This is a genomic window from Streptomyces lydicus (genome assembly GCF_004125265.1).
Taxonomy (GTDB): Bacteria; Actinomycetota; Actinomycetes; order Streptomycetales; family Streptomycetaceae; genus Streptomyces; species Streptomyces lydicus_C.
This window is the reverse complement of sequence record NZ_RDTE01000003.1, coordinates 8,224,926-8,243,552: the sequence shown is the minus strand read 5'-3', so window position 1 is coordinate 8,243,552 and position 18,627 is coordinate 8,224,926. Positions and strand designations below refer to the sequence as shown.

The 18,627-nt window shown below is 69.1% G+C and carries 20 protein-coding genes and 2 pseudogenes; 8 read left to right on the top strand and 14 right to left on the bottom strand.

Annotated features, from left to right (window positions below):
• Positions 1-6 precede the first annotated feature (6 nt).
• From D9V36_RS38920 to D9V36_RS38895, 6 genes and pseudogenes are all read right to left on the bottom strand, one after another.
• Entirely contained in the window at positions 7-849 is an 843-nt protein-coding gene (locus D9V36_RS38920; protein ID WP_129297901.1) for an urease accessory protein UreD, read from the bottom strand.
• Entirely contained in the window at positions 846-1,541 is a 696-nt protein-coding gene (ureG, locus tag D9V36_RS38915; RefSeq protein WP_129297900.1) for an urease accessory protein UreG, read from the bottom strand. Before ureG ends, D9V36_RS38920 begins: the two co-directional genes overlap by 4 nt.
• 55 nt (positions 1,542-1,596) lie before the next feature.
• Complete coding sequence (locus D9V36_RS38910) at positions 1,597-2,271, bottom strand: urease accessory protein UreF (protein WP_129297899.1); 675 nt, start codon at positions 2,269-2,271, stop codon at positions 1,597-1,599.
• A gap of 131 nt (positions 2,272-2,402) precedes the next feature.
• Positions 2,403-4,124 (bottom strand): urease subunit alpha, encoded by a 1,722-nt coding sequence (locus D9V36_RS38905; protein ID WP_129297898.1) that lies wholly within the window; start codon positions 4,122-4,124, stop codon positions 2,403-2,405.
• An 88-nt stretch (positions 4,125-4,212) separates the two neighbouring features.
• Positions 4,213-4,518 (bottom strand): annotated as a pseudogene (locus tag D9V36_RS38900) (urease subunit beta); the annotation flags it as partial.
• Between the two features lie 17 nt (positions 4,519-4,535).
• Complete coding sequence (locus D9V36_RS38895; protein WP_006608038.1) at positions 4,536-4,838, bottom strand: urease subunit gamma; 303 nt, start codon at positions 4,836-4,838, stop codon at positions 4,536-4,538.
• A gap of 544 nt (positions 4,839-5,382) precedes the next feature.
• Here D9V36_RS38895 and D9V36_RS38890 point away from each other — a divergent pair.
• The gene (locus D9V36_RS38890) at positions 5,383-6,345 is read left to right on the top strand and encodes a M28 family metallopeptidase (RefSeq protein WP_129297896.1); all 963 of its coding nucleotides are present in this window, start codon (positions 5,383-5,385) and stop codon (positions 6,343-6,345) included.
• A gap of 39 nt (positions 6,346-6,384) precedes the next feature.
• On the opposite strand, the gene D9V36_RS38885 is transcribed toward D9V36_RS38890, so the two are convergent.
• The 3 genes and pseudogenes from D9V36_RS38885 to D9V36_RS38870 form a co-directional block, all read right to left on the bottom strand.
• Positions 6,385-6,699, bottom strand: a complete 315-nt coding sequence (locus D9V36_RS38885; protein WP_129297895.1) for a type II toxin-antitoxin system Phd/YefM family antitoxin — start codon at positions 6,697-6,699, stop codon at positions 6,385-6,387.
• A 660-nt stretch (positions 6,700-7,359) separates the two neighbouring features.
• Positions 7,360-7,599, bottom strand: coding sequence for a helix-turn-helix domain-containing protein (locus tag D9V36_RS43185; RefSeq protein ID WP_431357774.1), 240 nt, complete (start codon positions 7,597-7,599; stop codon positions 7,360-7,362).
• 185 nt (positions 7,600-7,784) lie between these two features.
• Positions 7,785-7,944, bottom strand: a pseudogene (locus D9V36_RS38870) (IS5/IS1182 family transposase); the annotation flags it as partial.
• 382 nt (positions 7,945-8,326) lie between these two features.
• On the opposite strand from D9V36_RS38870, the gene D9V36_RS38865 reads away from it, so the two are divergent.
• Positions 8,327-9,175: an oxidoreductase gene (locus tag D9V36_RS38865; RefSeq protein WP_129297893.1), complete on the top strand. Its 849-nt coding sequence runs from the start codon at positions 8,327-8,329 to the stop codon at positions 9,173-9,175.
• A complete protein-coding gene (locus D9V36_RS38860; RefSeq protein WP_129297892.1) occupies positions 9,175-9,789 on the top strand; it encodes a TetR/AcrR family transcriptional regulator in 615 nt (204 codons plus the stop codon). The genes D9V36_RS38865 and D9V36_RS38860 overlap by 1 nt, the downstream gene beginning before the upstream one ends.
• 164 nt (positions 9,790-9,953) lie before the next feature.
• Here the strand turns inward: D9V36_RS38860 and D9V36_RS38855 are convergent, their stop codons facing one another.
• The 4 genes from D9V36_RS38855 to D9V36_RS38845 all read right to left on the bottom strand — a co-directional run bounded on the left by D9V36_RS38855 (position 9,954) and on the right by D9V36_RS38845 (position 14,137).
• Entirely contained in the window at positions 9,954-10,157 is a 204-nt protein-coding gene (locus tag D9V36_RS38855; protein WP_206739788.1) for a hypothetical protein, read from the bottom strand.
• A 43-nt stretch (positions 10,158-10,200) separates the two neighbouring features.
• A complete protein-coding gene (locus D9V36_RS42750; RefSeq protein WP_277753564.1) occupies positions 10,201-10,335 on the bottom strand; it encodes a hypothetical protein in 135 nt (44 codons plus the stop codon).
• A 370-nt stretch (positions 10,336-10,705) separates the two neighbouring features.
• Positions 10,706-13,279 (bottom strand): ABC transporter permease, encoded by a 2,574-nt coding sequence (locus D9V36_RS38850; protein ID WP_129297891.1) that lies wholly within the window; start codon positions 13,277-13,279, stop codon positions 10,706-10,708.
• Between the two features lie 42 nt (positions 13,280-13,321).
• Entirely contained in the window at positions 13,322-14,137 is an 816-nt protein-coding gene (locus D9V36_RS38845) for an ABC transporter ATP-binding protein (RefSeq protein WP_129298997.1), read from the bottom strand.
• A gap of 204 nt (positions 14,138-14,341) precedes the next feature.
• Between D9V36_RS38845 and D9V36_RS38840 the strand changes: the two genes are divergently transcribed.
• Positions 14,342-15,016 (top strand): response regulator transcription factor, encoded by a 675-nt coding sequence (locus D9V36_RS38840; RefSeq protein ID WP_129297890.1) that lies wholly within the window; start codon positions 14,342-14,344, stop codon positions 15,014-15,016.
• The gene (locus tag D9V36_RS38835) at positions 15,013-16,263 is read left to right on the top strand and encodes a sensor histidine kinase (protein WP_241721216.1); all 1,251 of its coding nucleotides are present in this window, start codon (positions 15,013-15,015) and stop codon (positions 16,261-16,263) included. The genes D9V36_RS38840 and D9V36_RS38835 overlap by 4 nt, the downstream gene beginning before the upstream one ends.
• Here D9V36_RS38835 and D9V36_RS38830 read toward each other — a convergent pair.
• Complete coding sequence (locus D9V36_RS38830) at positions 16,256-16,543, bottom strand: hypothetical protein (RefSeq protein ID WP_241721215.1); 288 nt, start codon at positions 16,541-16,543, stop codon at positions 16,256-16,258. The two genes, D9V36_RS38835 and D9V36_RS38830, sit on opposite strands and share 8 nt — an antisense overlap.
• A 170-nt stretch (positions 16,544-16,713) precedes the next feature.
• Between D9V36_RS38830 and D9V36_RS38825 the strand changes: the two genes are divergently transcribed.
• The 3 genes from D9V36_RS38825 to D9V36_RS38815 all read left to right on the top strand — a co-directional run bounded on the left by D9V36_RS38825 (position 16,714) and on the right by D9V36_RS38815 (position 18,620).
• Positions 16,714-17,349, top strand: a complete 636-nt coding sequence (locus D9V36_RS38825) for an ATP-dependent Clp protease proteolytic subunit (protein WP_129297889.1) — start codon at positions 16,714-16,716, stop codon at positions 17,347-17,349.
• A 5-nt stretch (positions 17,350-17,354) separates the two neighbouring features.
• Positions 17,355-17,663 (top strand): hypothetical protein, encoded by a 309-nt coding sequence (locus D9V36_RS38820; RefSeq protein WP_129297888.1) that lies wholly within the window; start codon positions 17,355-17,357, stop codon positions 17,661-17,663.
• A gap of 483 nt (positions 17,664-18,146) precedes the next feature.
• Positions 18,147-18,620: a C40 family peptidase gene (locus tag D9V36_RS38815; RefSeq protein ID WP_129297887.1), complete on the top strand. Its 474-nt coding sequence runs from the start codon at positions 18,147-18,149 to the stop codon at positions 18,618-18,620.
• Positions 18,621-18,627 lie beyond the last annotated feature (7 nt).

The following is an 18,627-nucleotide window of genomic DNA, read 5'->3' as shown; positions in this document are numbered from 1 at the left end:
CCGCCGTCACCCGGCGGCCGCACCCCCGCCGGCCGCGCTCCCGGCGGCCTCGTCCAGCAGGCGCCGCAGCCGCAGCGCGTCCGGGGCCACGGCCGTGGCCAGGGCTCCCGGGCCCGTAAGCGGTGCCAGGACGCCCTGCCCCACGCCGTCGCCGGGCCGTTCGCCCGCCGCGCCGCCGAGCAGCCGCACCTCGGCCGGCCGCTCCTCGAACTCCGGCCCGATGAGCAGGAGCTGCCCGAGAGCGCGGTGCCCGTCCAGAACGGCCGAGGTGTCCCAGCCGGGGACGCCGGGCCCGTACGCCGTCTCCTGATCGAGCAGGGTCCGGCCGGCCCGGCGGACGGTGAGCCGGCTGCGCAGGGCGCCGGTCGGCTCCCCGCTGCGGCCCAGGACCTGTTCCTCGCGGAGCAGCAGGCGTGCGGTGGGGGCCAGCTCGACGGTGGTGGTCATCCGCAGGTCGCTGCCCGCCGCCGAGATGAGCGGTTCGGGCAGCCAGTCGAGCCGTGCGCCTTCGCCCACCGTCAACCACACGTCGTACCGGGCGTGTTCCCCCGTACGGCCGGGCAGCGCGACGGTCGCGGCGGCGGCCGTGAGGTGCAGCGCGCTGCCCGCCTCGGCGGTGGCCTCGATGCCCAGCCGGTCGCCGCCGAGCGGGGCGCTCATGGCGCCCACGACGCAGACCCGGGCCTGGTTGCCGTACCCGCGGATACGGCGCAGCGCGAACGGGCCGTCGCCGTCGAGGACGGGCAGCCGGGTGGTTCCCTGCCCGTCGGCCCGCGCGACGATGCGGGCGGTGGCGCACAGCCCGGCGGCGGCGCGGCCCGTCTCCGGCGTGGGGAGTGCGAGGGTCATGCCGGGCTCGCGGTCCAGTCGGCCAGCCGTCCGCGGACCCACTCCGCCACCGGCCGCACACCGTTCTCCGACTTCAGGGCGGTGAAGGCGACGGGCAGCTCACCGCGCTGCGCCTTGGCGTCGCGCGCCATCCCCTCCAGGTCCACGCCGACGTAGGGCGCGAGATCGGTCTTGTTGATGACGAGCAGGTCGGCGGTGGTGACGCCGGGGCCGCCCTTGCGCGGGATGTCGTCGCCGCCGGCCACGTCGATCACAAAGATCTGGGCGTCGACCAGCCCCTTGGAGAAGGTCGCGGTGAGGTTGTCGCCGCCGGATTCGACCAGGACGAGATCGAGCGGGCCGGCCGCCTCCTCCAGGTCCTCGACGGCTTCGAGGTTGGCGGAGATGTCGTCGCGGATGGCGGTGTGCGGGCAGGCGCCGGTCTCGACGGCGGAGATCCGCTCGGCGGGCAGGACGGCCTCCCGGAGCAGGAATTCGGCGTCCTCGCGGGTGTAGATGTCGTTGGTGACGACGGCGATGGACAGCTCGTCGCGCAGGGCGCGGCACAGCGCGGCGACGGTGGCGGTCTTGCCGGTGCCGACCGGGCCGCCGAGACCGATGCGCAGGGCGCGGCGGGTGCCGTCGGGTCGTACCGGGGCGGCGGCGCTGTAGGTGTGGCGCTCGGGGAAGGTCTGCTGGTGGTCGAGGTGCATGGTCACTCCGGTGGTGGGGTGCAGCGGCGTGGGTTGTGTGGGAGGGCGGGCCGGTTCAGGACGCGAAGAGCCGGACGGGCCAGGCGGCGTGCTGTTGGGCGGTGATGTCGAGCAGCGGCGCGGAGGCCGCGGGCAGTGCGCCGGTTCCTTCGGCCGCGATCCGCAGCGCGGCCTCGGTGGCCTGCTGTGCGACCTGGTCGAGCTCGGCGGTGAGATGTGCGAGCACGGCGGTGGCGTCGAAGGGGTCCAGGCTCAGCAGCCGGACGGCCGCGGTGGCCGGACCGCTGATGTTCTCGTAGGCCACGGCGTATGCGGCATCGAGCGGCGGCAGACCCGCGGACCGGGCAGTCAGGCCCAGGACGACGGGCTGGTGGGCGCCGCGGGGACGGGCCGCGGCGAGCGCGTCCAGCGCCTCGCTCGGCCAGGTCGCTCGGGCGGCCCGCATCATCTGCCGGCCGAGCCGCCGGGCTACCTGCCGCAGTGCCGGTACGGGCGTACGGGCATCCGCGGCGTCGTCCAGGAGGAGCGGGTCGTGGCCGCCCGCGGCCGCGGCGGCGAGCCCCGCGGCGACCAGGCCCGCGGTGTGCAGCCGGCCCCGGCAGAAGCTCTCCAGGGTGGCGGCGTCCTTGATGCGTCCCGCGGTGACGGCCGGTTCGGCTCCGCCGGAGTGGGCGTGCCCTCCGGCGGGGAACCGGCCGTCGGCGAGGACGAGCAGCGCTGCGCGGCTCATCGGTGGTACGTGTCCTTCGTCGCGGTACTCATCGGGGTGTTCATCAGGGTGCTCATCGAGTGGTTGATCGGGGTGTTCATCGGGGTGTTCATCGGCGCGCCTCCTCGGGCTCCCCGGGCTCGGCGGACTCCTCAGAAGAGGAAGTACCGCTGGGCCATGGGGAGTTCGGCGACGGGCTGCGGCTCGATCACCTCGCCGTCGATGGTCACGGTGAAGGTGTCGGGGTCGACATGGACCCGCGGCAGCGCATCGTTGTTGCGCATATCGGCCTTGGTGAGGCCGCGGGTGCTGTGGATCGCCTCGAAGGGCTTGTCCAGCACAAGGCGTTCGGGAAGCGCGTCCTCCAGGGCCTGCCGGGAGACGAAGTTGACCGAGTTGCTGCCCGGGGCCCTGCCGGTGGCGCCGAACATCGGCCGCGGCAGCACCGGCTGCGGAGTGGGGATGGAGGCGTTGGCGTCGCCCATCTGCGCATAGGCGATCTGGCCGCCCTTGATGACCAACTGCGGTTTGACGCCGAAGAACGCCGGGTCCCACAGCACGAGGTCGGCGAGCTTGCCGTCCTCGACGGAGCCGACGACATGGTCGATGCCCTGGGCGAGGGCCGCGTTGATGGTGTACTTGGCGACATAGCGGCGGGCCCGGTGGTTGTCGGCACGGCCGTCGCCCGGGAGGGTGCCGCGGCGCCGCTTCATGACATGGGCGGTCTGCCAGGTACGCATCACGACCTCACCGATCCGCCCCATGGCCTGGGCGTCGGAGGACATGATCGAGATGGCGCCGAGGTCGTGCAGGATGTCCTCGGCCGCGATGGTGGAGGGCCGGATCCGGGACTCGGCGAAGGCCAGGTCCTCGGGGACGGCCGGGTTGAGGTGGTGACAGACCATCAGCATGTCGAGGTGTTCCTCGACGGTGTTGACGGTGTGCGGCCGTGTGGGGTTGGTGGAGGCCGGGAGCACATTCGGCTCGGAGACCATCGCGATCATGTCGGGGGCGTGGCCGCCGCCGGCACCTTCGACGTGGAAGGCGTGGATCGTGCGGCCCGCGATGGCCGCGAGGGTGTCACCGAGGAAGCCGGCCTCGTTGAGGGTGTCGGTGTGGATCGCGAGCTGGGCGCCGCTCTCCTCGCAGACCGTCAGGCAGGCGTCGAGGACGGCGGGTGTGGCGCCCCAGTCCTCATGGACCTTGAAGCCGAGGATGCCCGCCCTCAGCTGGTCACGCATCGAGGCGAGGGAGGTGGTGTTGCCCTTGCCGAGCAGTCCGACGTTGACGGGCAGGGAGTCCATCGACTCGAACATCCGGGCCACGTGCCAGGCACCGGGGGTGATGGTGGTGGCCTTGCTGCCCTCGGCCGGTCCGGTACCGCCGCCGATCATGGTGGTGACGCCGGAGGCCAGTGCCTCGTCCGCCTGCCGGGGGCAGATGAAGTGGACGTGGGTGTCGATGGCGCCGGCCGTGAGGATCTTGCCGTTGCCGGCGATGATCTCGGTCTCGGGGCCGATGACCAGGTCGGGGTGGACGCCGTCCATCGTGTCGGGGTTGCCTGCCTTGCCCAGGGCGGTGATCCGCCCGTCGCGGATACCGACATCGGCCTTGACGATGCCCCAGTGGTCCAGCACGACGGCGCCGGTGATCACGGTGTCGGGGGTGCCCTCGGCGCGGGTGGCTCGGGACTGGCCCATCGATTCGCGGATCACCTTGCCGCCGCCGAAGACGGCTTCGTCGCCGGCCCTGCCGGGCCCGCCCGCGCGGTCTTCGGTGATCTCGATGACGAGGTCGGTGTCGGCGAGCCGGATCCGGTCGCCGACGGTCGGGCCGAGAAGATCGGCGTACGCCTGGCGGCTCAGCTCAGACACCTGTGACTCCGTTCGCTTCTCCGCCCGCTCGGCGGCGGTGCGGGTTGTCTGACGACTGCAACCCGGCGGCCTCCCCTGCGTCGCTCACATCGAGTGCTCCTCCGGTCTCGCCCCGCAGGCCCACGACGATGCGCTTGCCCCCGAGGGGGACGAGTTCGACCTCGGTGGGGATGCCGGGCTCGAAGCGCACGGCGGAGCCGGCCGGGACGTTCAGCCGCTTGCCGTGCGCGGCCGCGCGGTCGAAGTCGAGGCCGGGGTTGACCTCGGCGAAGTGGTAGTGGGAGCCGACCTGGACGGGACGGTCGGCGGCGTTGAGGACGGTCATGCGCGTGAGGGGAAGGCCTTCGTTGAGGCGTACCGGCTCGTCGGCGTAGAGGATCTGTCCCGGGATCATGGTCTGCTCTCCCGTGGTCAGTTGATGGGTTCGTGAACGGTGACGAGCTTGGTGCCGTCGGGGAAGGTGGCCTCGACCTGTACGTCGTGGATCATCTCGGGGACGCCCTCCATGACCTCGTCGCGGGTGAGCACCTTGCGGCCGGAGGACATGAGCTCGGCGACGGTGCGGCCGTCCCTGGCGCCTTCGAGGATGTGCACGGTCAGCAGGGCGATCGACTCCGGATGGTTCAGCTTGACCCCCCGGGAGCGACGTTTTTCGGCCACGTCTGCCGCCACATGAATCATCAAGCGTTCCTGTTCATGCGGGGTCAGTTGCATACGTTCCACCTCACAGTCTTTCGGCGCGGACGCGTTCGCCCAGGTCACAGGCGTGGACACACCCTGTGACGATAGATGTACCACGCAGTAATTAAAGGAGGAGCAAACCGACTTCCAGCACTTGGCCATCAACAGCCCCAGGTCCGGAGAGTAGTTCGGCGGGATTTCATCTGCGTTACGGCCAGGGACCTCTTCGCGCCCCCTGTCACCCCTGATGTAACGCGGTGTCATTACCGTCCGTTACGGCGCGGCAACAGATTCCCGAGGCGGCATTTCCCGCGACTTTCCCCCGCCTTTACCCGGACGCGCACGGCTCCGCGTGGCGAAATCCGCTCCCCGAGGGCCACGTCGCACCGAGGGAACAGACCCCTCCCACACATCACCGACCACCATGATCCGCGCATTGCGGGCACGATCCGCTCCGCGAACTCAACTGACCGGTATGCGCTCTTGACGGTTTCCGGAGTGATCGCAATTCTCATGTGCGCGTCAATCCATGACGCGCATCGAATCAGCTCCATCCCCCCACACCAGGAGCCACATCGTGACTCGTTCCACCCGAATACGCCGGGCCGCGCTGGCCTCGGGCGCCGTGACCGCCCTGGCCGCCACTCTCTTCACCGCGGCCGGCGCCTACGCCGGTACCGCGCCGAAGGCCGCCCCGGACGTCAAGGCCGCCCCGGACGTCGACGTCAAGGCCGTCAAAGCCGACCTGGACCAGTTCCAGTCGATCGCCGACGCCAACGGCGGCAACCGCGCCCACGGAAAGCCGGGCTACAAGGCGTCCATCGACTTCGTCAAGGAGAAGCTGGACAAGGCCGGCTTCACCACGAAGGTCCAGGAGTTCGACGGCGGCGGCACCAAGGGCTACAACCTCGTCGCCGACTGGCCCGGCGGCGACGAGAGCAAGACCGTGATGGCCGGCGCCCACCTGGACTCGGTGCCCGCCGGCCCCGGCATCAACGACAACGGCTCAGGCTCGGCCGGCATCCTCGAGGTCGCGCTCGCCGTCGCCAAGGCGAACCTCAAGCCCACCAAGCACCTGCGGTTCGGCTGGTGGGGCGACGAGGAGGACGGCATGGTCGGCTCGCAGGCCTATGTCGACAAGCTCGGCGCCGACAAGTCGAAGATCGACTCGTACCTCAACTTCGACATGATCGGCTCCCCCAACCCGGGCTACTACGTCTACGACGACGACACCCGCCTGGAGAAGGTCCTCAAGGACTACTACACGAAGAAGAACATCACCACCGAGAAGGACACCGAGGGCGACGGCCGCTCGGACCACGCCTCCTTCAAGGATGCGGGCATCCCGGTCGGTGGCTTCTTCTCCGGCGCGGACTACAAGAAGACCGAGGCGCAGGCGAAGAACTGGGGCGGCGAGGTGGGCAAGGCGTTCGACGCCTGCTACCACCAGGCCTGCGACACCACGAAGAACATCGACGAGAAGTCGCTGGACACCAACACGGACGCCATCGCCAACGCTCTGTGGGAGCTCAGCTCCTAAAGCCACCCGCCCCACCGCACGGTCTGCAGCCGCTGACCGTCAGCTCTCGCGACCCGGCCGCCGGTCCCCGGCTGCCGGGTCGCGGTGTTCTGCCGCGATACCGAAGCGCCGCCGTTCGCCCGGAGCGGACGGGAACTGCCGCACGGACGAGACCGTGCTGATCACCTGCTCGTCCTCCGCGCCCTCGTCACGCCGCCCCAGCTCTTCAAGTAGCTGCAGGTCAGCGGCGGATACCAACGCCACCAGCGGCTTGCCGTGACGGGTGACGACCACCCGCTCGCCGCCGTAGACGACACGGTTGATCAGATCCGCCAGCTCCGCTCGTGCTTGCGTCACCGGAATTTCGTAGGCCATGCTGCTAGCCTATATAAGATCTGACTGGTCCACCGTGGCCCGTGGCGACAGTGAATGTCCAGGTCAGAGGTTCTCGCATGCTCCTGTGCGCTCTCGTGCGTGAGAGATGTGTGCGACGAAGACTTTTGGTCACACTGACACTCCGGCGGGTCTCTGGTGTGGCGGGACCCCTCGCTCCACCGGCCCCGCTCGGAGCTCCGGCCGGGAGGCTGCTTGCCCGTCGACGCATCGGGGCTGGGCGGTCTCCACCCAGCCTCCGCATCGGCAAGCCGTGGTAGGCACCATGCGTGGCGGCGCAATACCCTGACAGTTTGACTCCCCCTTCGCCTCGGGATCCGCGACGTGCGGGCCGTCGGGATCACCCGCACCACCAGCGACATTATCGATGCCGCCAAGACCACGCTGCCGAGCGTCCGGAACGCCGCGTCGCTCGGAGACTTGACAGGCCTGGATGCGCTGCTCGTCGACGACGCCGCGGGAAGCGGCGCGACTCTCGCCCACACGGCAGCCGTGATCCGCGCCCGGGACCCCGCCCGGCTGCTCAAGGCGTCGACGGTCACACAGATCCGCCCTCCGGTTTTGACTCGTCCCGCTCCACCGCCCGCCGCTCAGGCGGCTCAGGCCGCTCAGGCCGCTGCAGACTCCACCCCAGCCGGCCGGTCAGCGCACGCCACACCGACGCCCGTGACAGGACACTCCTGTCACCCGCTCGACGACCGTGCCGACTCGTTCCAGGGTCCACAGATCCGCCTCGAATCCATGAGCCTGGGCACCTCGCTCCAAGGCGGCCCGCACCATCTCGACCTGGGCGTCATCCAGCTGGGGCGGGCGACCGGTGGCCGGACGCCGGCGCAAGGCTGGAGCACCCCCTTCCTCCCACACACGCCTCCACCGCCGCACGCTCTCGGCACCCACCCCCACCGCCCGCGCGAGCTCCACATTCGATCCGCCCTCTAGGCCCGCCGGGCGCTGTGGAAGCGCCGGCCCGTCGGCACGCGGTCAGCTGTTCCTCATCCTCAATGGTCGACGGCCGGAACCCCAAGGCCTCGCGGGTCTGCTTCTGGTGACGCTTCGCATCCGGCAGGTGCCCGGTCCTCCAGCGGCAAGCTCCACGGCCGCGCCCCTGCGTGCCTGGTCGGTTCTTTCACGCCGCAAGGCTGTGATCAGCTTGCCGTACTGCTGTGGGCTCAGCCCGGTGAACGAGGCTGTCCAGGATGACTTCGACGCCGTGATCACACCAGACACGTGGGAATGATCCCGGAGGTGGACAGCCACCTGACGCTGATCAGCCCGCCTCCGCCGGCAGGACCCACCGAGGCGTCCATCAGCCACCGCAACTCGGCGTCCTGGTAACGATCCGCGACGCCAGACCATGCCAGGCCACGACCTGCCGGATGTGGACGGTGACGGCCGGAGTGACTTCGCGGGACGGCACCGCAGCTCACCAGCCAGTGCGCACAGCGGCCTGCGCCGGCGGGCCCGATCTCGGTGCGGCCGAATCTCCCCCGGCCAGACGTGATGCCGTTGAGTAACCCAGAACCAACGTGGCGAAGGTAAAAATTGACACCGTGTAGACTTTCTGGGCGGGGAGCAGTCCGGCTGCCTGCGAGACCTTCCTGGAGGAGCAATGCAGAGGCAGAACTGGCTCATCACCGGCGTCAGCACGGGCCTGGGACGTGCCTTCGCCCAGGCTGCCCTGGCTGCCGGTCACACCGTTGTCGGCACGGTCCGCTCCGAGGAGGACCTGCGGGCCTTCGAGGAGCTTGAGCCCGGTTACGCTCGCGGCCGCATCCTGGACGTGACGGACGACCACGCGGTCTCGGATGTGATCACGGAGGTGGAGCGAGGCGTCGGCCCCTTGGATGTCGTCATCGCCAACGCCGGCTACGGCCTGGAGGGCACCTTCGAGGAAACCCCGCTGGCCGAGGTGCGGCGGCAATTCGAGATCAACGTATTCGGGGCAGTGGCCACCCTGCAGGCAGCACTGCCCCACATGCGCCGACGCCGCCGCGGACACCTGATGGCCGTCACCTCCATGGGCGGCCTCATGGCCGTGCCCGGCATGTCCGCCTACTGCGGCAGCAAGTTCGCCCTGGAAGGCATCCTCGAAGCACTGGGCAAGGAGGTCGCACAGTTCGGGATCCACGTGACGGCGATCGAGCCCGGCTCCTTCCGCACCGACTGGGCCGGACGGTCCATGACACGCGCCGCGCGGACCATCGACGACTACGACGAGCTGTTCGATCCCATCCGTGAAGCGCGGCAGAAGGCAAGCGGGAACCAGCTCGGCAACCCGGCCAAGGCCGGAGAAGCCGTCGTGCGCATCGCCTCGGTCGACCAGCCGCCGGCCCACCTCGTCCTGGGCTCGGACGCGCTGCGGCTGGTCACCACTGCGCGCACTGCCGTGGACGAGGACATCCGCGCATGGGAGACGCTCTCCCGCACGACCGACTTCGACGAGGGTGCTCAGCTCTGATGCCCAGCCACCACCCCGCGCGGAGCCGACGCAGCACCGAACGCAAGGGCGATCTGCGGGAGCGGGCCATCCTGGACACCTGCGAAGCCCTGCTCGCGCACAAGGGCTACAACGCCATGACCGTCGGCGACATCGCCCAGGGCGCCGGCATCACACGCGGCGCCCTGTACTTCTACTTCGGCTCCAAGCAAGAAGTAGTTGTGGCACTCGTGGCGCGTACCGTCGAGCATCTGTGGGAGCGGTCCCGGACCACCGCGGAGACCGACGAGCCGCGCCAGGCCATCGCAGAAGCCATGCAGCGCACGGTAGAGCTGTGGAACGAGCACGGCCTGGTCATGCGCACGGCGATCGACCTGTCGTTGACCGTGCCGGAGATCGGCGAGCTGTGGAGCCATACAGCGGACTTGTTCATCACGGCCATCACCGCCGTCCTGGAACGGGCCGGCATCCAGGCCGGCACCGAACCAGAACAAGCCTCAGCGATGGCACGCGCCCTGTGCTGGATGATCGAGCGCACGTTCTACCACGCCTCACAAGAGTCCCGCGAGACGCTGCAAGGGGCATCCGCGACCTGCGAACACATCTGGCTGATCAGTGCCGGTCTGACCACCTGACGGACGTGGCGTGACGGTCAGGCGCGAAACCGAACCCCGTGGCTTCCAGCCCTACCGTCCATTGCGCTTCCCCGGTGGCCACCCCACGAGGCACAAACATCCTCTCCCAGCTCGATCACCAGCAGCTGACGTTCAAAGTCTCGTGCATGCCCCTTCCGAACTAGCTAACCCCGCCACCGCACCCCGTGCCGCCGCCGCAGCCGGTGGATCTGCCACCAGGCCACCGCGGTCACCGACACCGGGCCACCGAGGAACGCACAGACCGCGAGCGGCACCGGGCCCGGCGGCAGGCCGCCCGCCGACAGGCCGAGGAAGGCGAACACCCAGACCAGGACGGAGGTGACCAGCGCGGGCAGCGCCGCGCTCAACAGCGCCAGCCAGGGCGCGAGCAGCAGCCGGTCCAGCGGGGCGCTACGCGGTGTTGAGGATCGCGCGTTCGTGATCCAGCAGGCCGCCCAGATCCGTCAGGGATTCGGCCCAGCGCGCGCCAACGCACCGGTGTTTGTCGCCGCCCTGCGCGAGTACGCCGCATACTGACACGGCCACGACCGCACTCCGCCGCGTTCAAAAAACCGCAGGTCAGACGCCCTTAGCCGCCTTCTCCAGCACCACAACGCACTCCACATGGTGCGTCATCGAAATGATGGCTCCTGCGCTATTCAGCGGGCCCGGCAGCGGAAACCACCGCAGACGCATGGGGATCAATGCGCCCCGCGGCTGCTGCTCGGAGCCGAAGCAGGCCGGCGCCCCTACCCACGCCGCGCTCGCCGGGGCCACCCCCAAGCTCGCGGCGGCACGGTCGCAACACTCCTGGTGTTGCGACCGTACCCCGCACAGCCCGTGCCGCGACCGCCGCCGCACACTCTGATCGAGCAGCTGCACCAGCGAACTGGTCCAGAACCATGACCGAGCCCGGTCACTGGGCGGTGATGGACTTCAGTATGTTCAGCCGGGAGGCCCGGTGGGCCGGCCAGAGTGCGGCGAGCACTCCGACTGCGAGGGTGATCAGGAAGAACAGCCCGAGCCGGTCCCAGGGCAGTGCCATTTCGTAGGTCGGCAGCGCCTGGTCCGCCAACCCGCTGCCGACCCAGGCAACGAAGACGCCCACGCCGATACCGAGGACCGCGCCGAACAGGGAGATCACCACGGACTCCAGCCGGACCATCTGCTGGATGCCGGAGCGGCACAGGCCGATGGCGCGCAGCATTCCGATCTCGCGGGTGCGCTCGACGACCGACATGGCCAGGGTGTTGATGACAGCGAGGACCGCGATGACCATGGACATGCCCAGCAGCCCGTACGTCATGTTGAGCACGGTGTCGGCTTCGCCGGCCTTCTCGCGGCGGAGGTCGTCTTTGTCCTGGACCTTGAGCAGCGGGCTGTTGCCGAGTGCGTCGCGGATTTCCTTTTCGAGCCCGTCCGTCTTGCCGCTCGCGGCCCTCACCAGGATCTTGCTGTCCTTGACGGGCTTGAGGACGTACGGGTCGACCAGGGCGGTGTCGGCGAGCATGTCACCGGCGAGGTGGTTGTCCTGGTATATGGCAGCGACCTTCAGCTTCCGGATGGATTTCTTGCCCAGGAAGAAGTCGGCCTCGACGGTGTCGCCGGTCTTCCAGCCCTTGGCCTTGGCCTTGGACTGCGACACCGCGACGTCTTCGCCGTGCACCGAGTCGGACGAACCGCTGACGAAGTGGAGGTCGGTGACCTTCTGGAGCCGGCTGACGTCCGTGGCGGTCATCCGGCCGTATTTGCCGTCGTTCCCGTAGTCGACAGACCGGATGCCGGCGGCGCCCACCACGCCCGGGAGCTGGGCGACCTGCCGGGACATCTTGGGATCGAGGCCCTCGAAGAGGCGGGTGGTGATCTGGTAGTCGCCCTTGAAGTCCTTGGCGACGGCCTTGTCCAGGGTCTGCTGTACCGATTTGCCGATCACCGTCATGCCGGTGATCAGGACAAGACCGATCACGAGTGCTGAGGCGGTGGCGGCCGTGCGGCGGGGGTTGCGCACCGCGTTCTGCTCCGCCAGCTTGCCCGTGATGCCGAACAGGCGGCTGGTGACATTCCCGGCCAGGGCGATCAGGGGACGGGACAGCAGCGGGGCCAGGATGACCGTGCCGGCCATGGTCAGCACCGCCCCGGTCATCGCGGGGGTCAGGCCGGTGAGATCGCGCAGAGTGGATGCGTACAGCATGATCGCTACGCCGAGGGCGGCGACGGCCGCGCCGATGGAGTTGCGCAGCACCAGGCTGCGCGGGGCGGGCGGCTCCTCGGCGGTGCTCAGCGCCTCGATGGGGGCGATCTTGGCGGCCTTGCGAGCCGGCAGCCAGGCGGCCAGGACGGTCACCAGCACACCGACGGCGAGCGAGGAGAGCACCGGTGCGGCGCCGATGACCGGCGGACCGTCGGGAAGTCCGGCACCGGAGGCGTTCAGCAGGGGGCGCAGGCCGAGGGCGATACCGACACCGAGCGCGAAGCCGATGGCGGAGGAGACCAGGCCCAGCAGTCCAGCCTCAGCCAGTACCGAGCGCACCACCTGGCGGCGGGAGGCGCCGAGAGCGCGCAGCAGCGCGATCTCACGGCGGCGCTGGGCGATGAGCATCGAAAAGGTGTTGACGATGATGAACACACCGATGAACAGTGCGATCCCGGCGAAGGACAGCAGGGTCCTGGGCATCGCGTCGCTTTCGGCGGCGATCATCTTGGCTTGGTCGGCGGCCAGTTCGGCGCCGCTGGTGGCCTTGGCACGGTCCTTGGGCAGGGCCTGCTGCACCTTCGCGGTCAGCACACGGTCGTCGGTGCCGGGCGCGGCCGCCAGCACCAACTCGCCGTACTGACCGGGGCCCGTGAAGAGTTTCTGGGCGGTGGCGGTGTCGAACAGTGCGAGGCCGGCGCCTGCCGTCACCTTCGGATCGTCGGTGCCGACGAGACCGACCAGTTTCTTGTGCAGGGTCGGGCCGTCGATGGCCAGACGGACCGTGTCGCCGATCTTGTAGCCGCCGGCCGCCGCGGTCTTGGCGTCCAGCGCGATCTCGGCGGCGGCGGCCGGATAGCGGCCTTCCTTCAGCGGGTACGTGCCGTCCTTGCCGCCCTTGCCCGGGACGTAGTTGGTGCCCTTGTTGCCCCGCTCGTCGCCCAGCAGTTGGTTGTCCTTGCCCACGAGGAAGACAGCTCCGTCGACGGTGGCGCGTACGGAGGCCACACCGGGCAGTGCACGGAGTCTTCGGGCCAACTGATCGTTGAGCACGGAGGTGGGTCTCCCGTCCGCGGGCTCCTTCTCGGAGCGGGCGGCGTCGGATCGCGTCCTGCTGTTCATTACGGAGACGGCCACGTCCTTCAGGCTCGTGGTCATGGCGTTCTGGTACGCGGTGCTGACGGTGTCGCTGAAGATGAGCGTGCCGGAGACGAACGCGGTGCCGAGGACGACTGCGAGCGCGGTCATCATCAAACGGGCTTTGTGCGCGAAGAGGTTGCGCAGGGCGGTACGGAGCATGGTGGTGTCAGTCCTGGGGCTGGGAGGTCTCGGGCTCGGTCGTCAGCTCGTACGGCTCTTGGAGTCGAACAGGCGCATCCGGCCCAGGACGGCGTCGGCGGTCGGTTCGTGCAGCTCGTCGACGATCCGGCCGTCGGCGAGGAAGATCACGCGGTCCGCGTAGGAGGCGGCGATCGGGTCGTGGGTGACCATGACGATGGTCCGCCCCATGGTCTGTACGGACTCGTGCAGGAAGCCCAGCACCTCGTTGCCGGAGCGGGAGTCGAGGTTCCCGGTCGGCTCGTCGGCGAAGATGATCTCGGGCTGGGAGGCGAGGGCGCGGGCGACCGCCACGCGCTGCTGCTGGCCGCCGGAGAGCTGGGCGGGGCGGTGGGACAGGCGGCCGGACAGGCCCACGGTGTCAATGACCCGGGTCAGCCACTGCCGGTCGGGGTTGCGGCCGGCGATGTCCATGGGCAGGGTGATGTTCTCGGCGGCGGTCAGCGTCGGCAGCAGGTTGAACGCCTGGAAGATGAAGCCGATCTTGTCGCGGCGCAGCCGGGTCAACTCCTTGTCGCCCAGCGAGGACAGCTCCACCTCGCCGATGCGGGCCGAGCCGGAGGAGAAGGAGTCCAGGCCGGCCATGCAGTGCATCAGCGTGGACTTGCCCGAGCCGGAGGGGCCCATGATGGCGGTGAAGCCGGCCCGGCCGAACTCCACGGACACCGAGTCCAGGGCGACGACGCGGGTCTCGCCCTGGCCATAGACCTTGCTCAGATCCGTCGCGCGGGCGGCGACGGCCGCGGTGGCACGGAGGGTGGTGGGGAAGGCAGCCGCTGTACCGGTGTGGGTACGGGCTGAAGCTTCCTGGTCCGGCATCGCGTGCATCGTGGGCTCCTGGTATCGCATTCACGGCGTGCGCCGATGGGTGATACCAGCAGTGAAGAGCGGGCCACGTTGCCTAAGCGTCTCCATTTCTCGATACGTTCGCGATATACGCTTTCACGTTCAATGGAGCCTGCGCAGCGGACACCGCCGCAGATGCAGAGGGATCGACGCGGGGCGAATGGCAGGAGAGGCCGTATGCGGGTGCTGGTTGTCGAGGATGAGCTCTACCTCGCCGAGGCGGTGCAGGCAGGGCTACGGCTCGAGGCCATCGCCTCCGACATCGTCGGGGACGGCGACTCGGCCCTGGAGCGGCTGAGCGTCAACGAATACGACGTGGTGGTACTCGACCGGGACATCCCCGGCACACACGGTGACGACGTATGCCGCATCATTGTTGAACGGCAGCTGGGATGCCGGGTGCTCATGCTCACCGCCGCAAGTCACCTTCAGGAGAAGGTCACCGGGTTCGAGGTCGGTGCCGACGACTACCTGACCAAACCGTTCGACTTGAAGGAACTCGTGGTACGACTGCGCTCACTCGCCCGTCGCCCGCGTCAGAGCACACCCCCCGTTCTCGAATACGCGGGAATCCGGCTCGACCCATTCCGACGGGAAGTCTTCCGCTCCGGCCGCTACATATCACTCACCAGGAAACAGTTCGCCATCCTGGAAATTCTGATGACCGCACGAGGCGGCGTCGTCAGCGCCGAAACTCTGCTGGAACGGGCCTGGGACGAGAACGCGGACCCCTTCACCAACGCCGTCCGCATCACGATCTCCACACTGCGCAAACGACTCGGCGAACCGTCGCCCATCCACACGGTGCCCGGAGTCGGATACCGCCTCGACGAAGCGGGCCAGGACCAGTGAACAGCACGACAGCGGGCCACCGGACCGCGGCAGCGCCGACCGCACGGACCCCGGTCCTGACCTGGCGCCCGCGGCGCCTGACCGCGCGCGTGAGGCTCACCCTCAGCTATGCGCTGTTCCTCGTCGTCGCCGGCGCCGTCACGCTGGGGATCATTTACGTGGTCATGCGCTACGTCCCCGACTATCCGCTGACCGCCGCAGACCCACGGGACAAGACCGGCCACGTCGCCTCCCGGAGCCTGATCCTGCACACGCTGGTGTGGGTCTCGTCGCTCGTACTCCTGCTCTTGGCGGCCATCGGTGTGGGCGGTGGCTGGCTGCTCGCGGGCCGGGTGCTGCAACCCCTGAACGAGATCACCCAGGCAGCGCACCGAGCCGCCAACGGCTCTTTGGACCACCGCATCGGTCTGAGCGGCCGACGCGACGAATTCACGGACCTGTCCGACGCCTTCGACCACATGCTCGGCCGCCTACAGGCGTCCTTCGAGTCCCAGCAACGCTTCGCCGCGAACGCCTCACACGAGCTGCGCACGCCGCTCTCCGTCACCCGCACCATGCTCGACGTCGCGACAGCCGATCCCACCAGCCAGAACTACCCTCAACTCGTTGCCCGGCTGCGCGACACCAACCAGCGCGGCGTCGAGATCATCGACGCTTTGCTGCAGCTCTCGACCCTCGGGCACGCCCCGCTCACCACGCACCCGGTCGACCTGGCTGACCCGGCCGCCGAGGCCATCGCGATCACACGCGAAGAGGCCGAGGCCCGCGGCATCACGATCTCCACCGACTGCCGCCCGGCCCTGGTCACCGGAAACAGCGTGCTGCTGCGCCAACTCGCGGTCAACCTTCTGCAGAACGCCCTGAGGCACAACCTCGCCACAGGCGGATCCGTCTCGCTGACCACGGGGCCAGACCCTCTCCGCCAGGACCGCCCACGGCTGACCGTCACCAATACCGGGCCGCAGCTGCCCGATACGGTCGACACTTTCATCGAGCCCTTCCTCCGTGGCAAAGGGCGCATAGCCGACGCCCAGTCCGGGCACCGCGGACACGGTCTGGGGCTTGCCATCGTCGCAAGCATCGTCGACGTCCACGGAGGCGACCTCCGGCTGACCCCCAACCCCGACGGCGGGCTCACCACTCGAGTCTCACTGCCAACCGCCGTCGAGAGGGAAACACGTGAGACGACACGTGATCAGAGGCAAGACCAGCCGAGATATGCCGAGCCGAGCGGCAACATCACCTGACGCGACCGGATGCCCGAGGCCCGTTACCGGCAACGTCGCCTGAGACCGGCAGCGAATCCATCAAGATCAGGGCCCCTCCTCGAGTCGCCGCCGTCAGTTTCGATGCGGTGTAGTTCCGTGCGGTGAGGGCGAACTCGCGGCAGGTCGCCGGCTCGCCACCCCAGCCCGGTGAACAGCGCCTGGCCACCGGCTCGGTCGGCAGGATCCGCAGGGCGGCGTCCTTGGATACCCGCGGGCGGTCCATCTCGTCGATCGAACACTCGATGACTCGGCCGGTCATGCGGTGGATTTCGGCCTTGTGCCGCAGTTCCAGGAAGTTTGTGAGATATCCGCCCTCAGCGAACAGTCAAAACAGCCTCTGACCTGGGACTTGCAACTGATCACTAGAATCTGCTGCCATTCTCACAGGATGTACATCCTGTACATTTTTTACGAAGGAGAGGAGCAGACATGCTGCGACCGACGTCCCGCTACGTCCTTCCGGAGTTCACCGAGCGCACCGCGCAGGGGACGCGCACCATGGACCCGTATTCCAAGCTGCTCGGCGAACGCATCATCTTTCTGGGCACCCCGATCGACGACGCCTCCGCCAACGATGTGATGGCGCAGTTCATCCACCTCGAACACGCCGCGCCCGACCAGGACATCTCGCTCTACATCAACTCCCCCGGCGGCTCCTTCACCGCGATGACCGCCATCTACGACACGATGCATTTCGTGTCGTGCGACGTGGAGACCGTCTGCCTGGGGCAGGCCGCCTCCTGTGCCGCGGTACTGCTGGCCGCCGGCGCTCCCGGGAAGCGGCTGGCGCTGCCCGGCGCCCGGATCCTGATCCATCAGCCGTCGTTCAGCGAACCCGTCCAGGGGCAGGCCAGTGACCTGCAGATCCAGGCGGCGGAGATGCTGCGCACCCGCGACCTGCTGGAAGAGATGCTGGCGAAGCACACCGGGCAGACCCGCGAGCGGATCGCCACCGATATCGAGCGCGACAAGATCTTCGACGCCCCCGCCGCCCAGGAGTACGGCCTGATCGACCAGATCACCCGTAACCGCAAGCTGTCGGCGCTCCGGCCCGCGGCGCGGTGAGCCCGGTGCTGCCACCCGAACCGCCACCGCTACCCGCCCTGACCCGTGCGGAGGGCGAGCTCATCGACAGCTACCTGGAGGTGATCGACCTGCTGGGCCGGATCAACCCGGCCCGCTGCGGTGGCACCTACAGCGGACTGCGCGCCGCCCAGGCGCTGGTCGGCAAGGCCACCCGGCTGCGGGACGCCCTCACGGTGATGCACCAACGGGGCGAGAGCGAACTGCACTGCGCGACGCTGACCCGGGCTCTGCGGGTGCTGGACGGTGAGCGCCGGGCCCGGCTGGTGACGATGCCGCCACCCGAGGAAATCTGACCCGGAACACGCTCCGGGGCTGCGCATACGGCGTAGCCTCCGCACCCGATCTGAGGAGGCGACGAATTGCGCGGCGCGGACCCAATTCCTCCGGTCCCGGATGTTTCGCCCCTGGTCCGCGAGGTGCAACGCCCCGCGCCGCGGCACCTGAGGGAACAAATCTAACCATTCGGGCCAATTGTGACCCATCTCACATACGGCATTTTCAACTCGGAATTCGGCTGCCAGGTGCGTGACGATCCCTTCGACGACAAGACCCCGCCACAGCGACGGGGCGGTCCGGACGGGCGCCTAATCCCGCCGCCGTGCCGGACGTCCGGTCGACGACGTGGACCGGCGGGAGCGGAGGACCCGAGCAGGACGGGGTCCCGGGCCTACACGGCCGAGGGCTCCTTGGGGTGAAGCCGTACGCACGGCCGGGCATCTTCGCCTGCCCGAACCCGACAGGTCTTCCTTCGCAGGCGGCTGACGAAGGGTTTGCGCATGACCATGCGCATGCATACGCCGAATCTGCTGGCGCGCGCCGGCACCGTCACCGCTCTGACGCTGGTCACGCTCGGCGGGACCAGCGTCGCTCCGGGAACGGCCGGGAGCGCGGAAGCCGCGTCCGTGTCCGCCCATGCGCTGCGGATCGCGGCTTCGAAGAGCGGATCCCCCTACCGGTACGGCGCCCAGGGGCCGCATGCCTTCGACTGTTCGGGGCTGATGCTCTACTCGTTCAAACGCGCCGGCCGGTTGCTGCCACGCACCGCCGCGGCACAGTACGGCCGCACCCGGCACATCCCGGCCGGCGCACGCCGAAGCGGCGATCTGGTCTTCTTCCATTCGCGCAGCGGCATTTACCACGTCGGCATCTACGCGGGCCGGGGCCGGATGTGGCATGCGCCCAAGGCCGGGAGCGTGGTGCGGCTCGAACGGATCTGGAGCCGTTCGGTCTGGTACGGGCGGGTGGGCTGACCCTGCG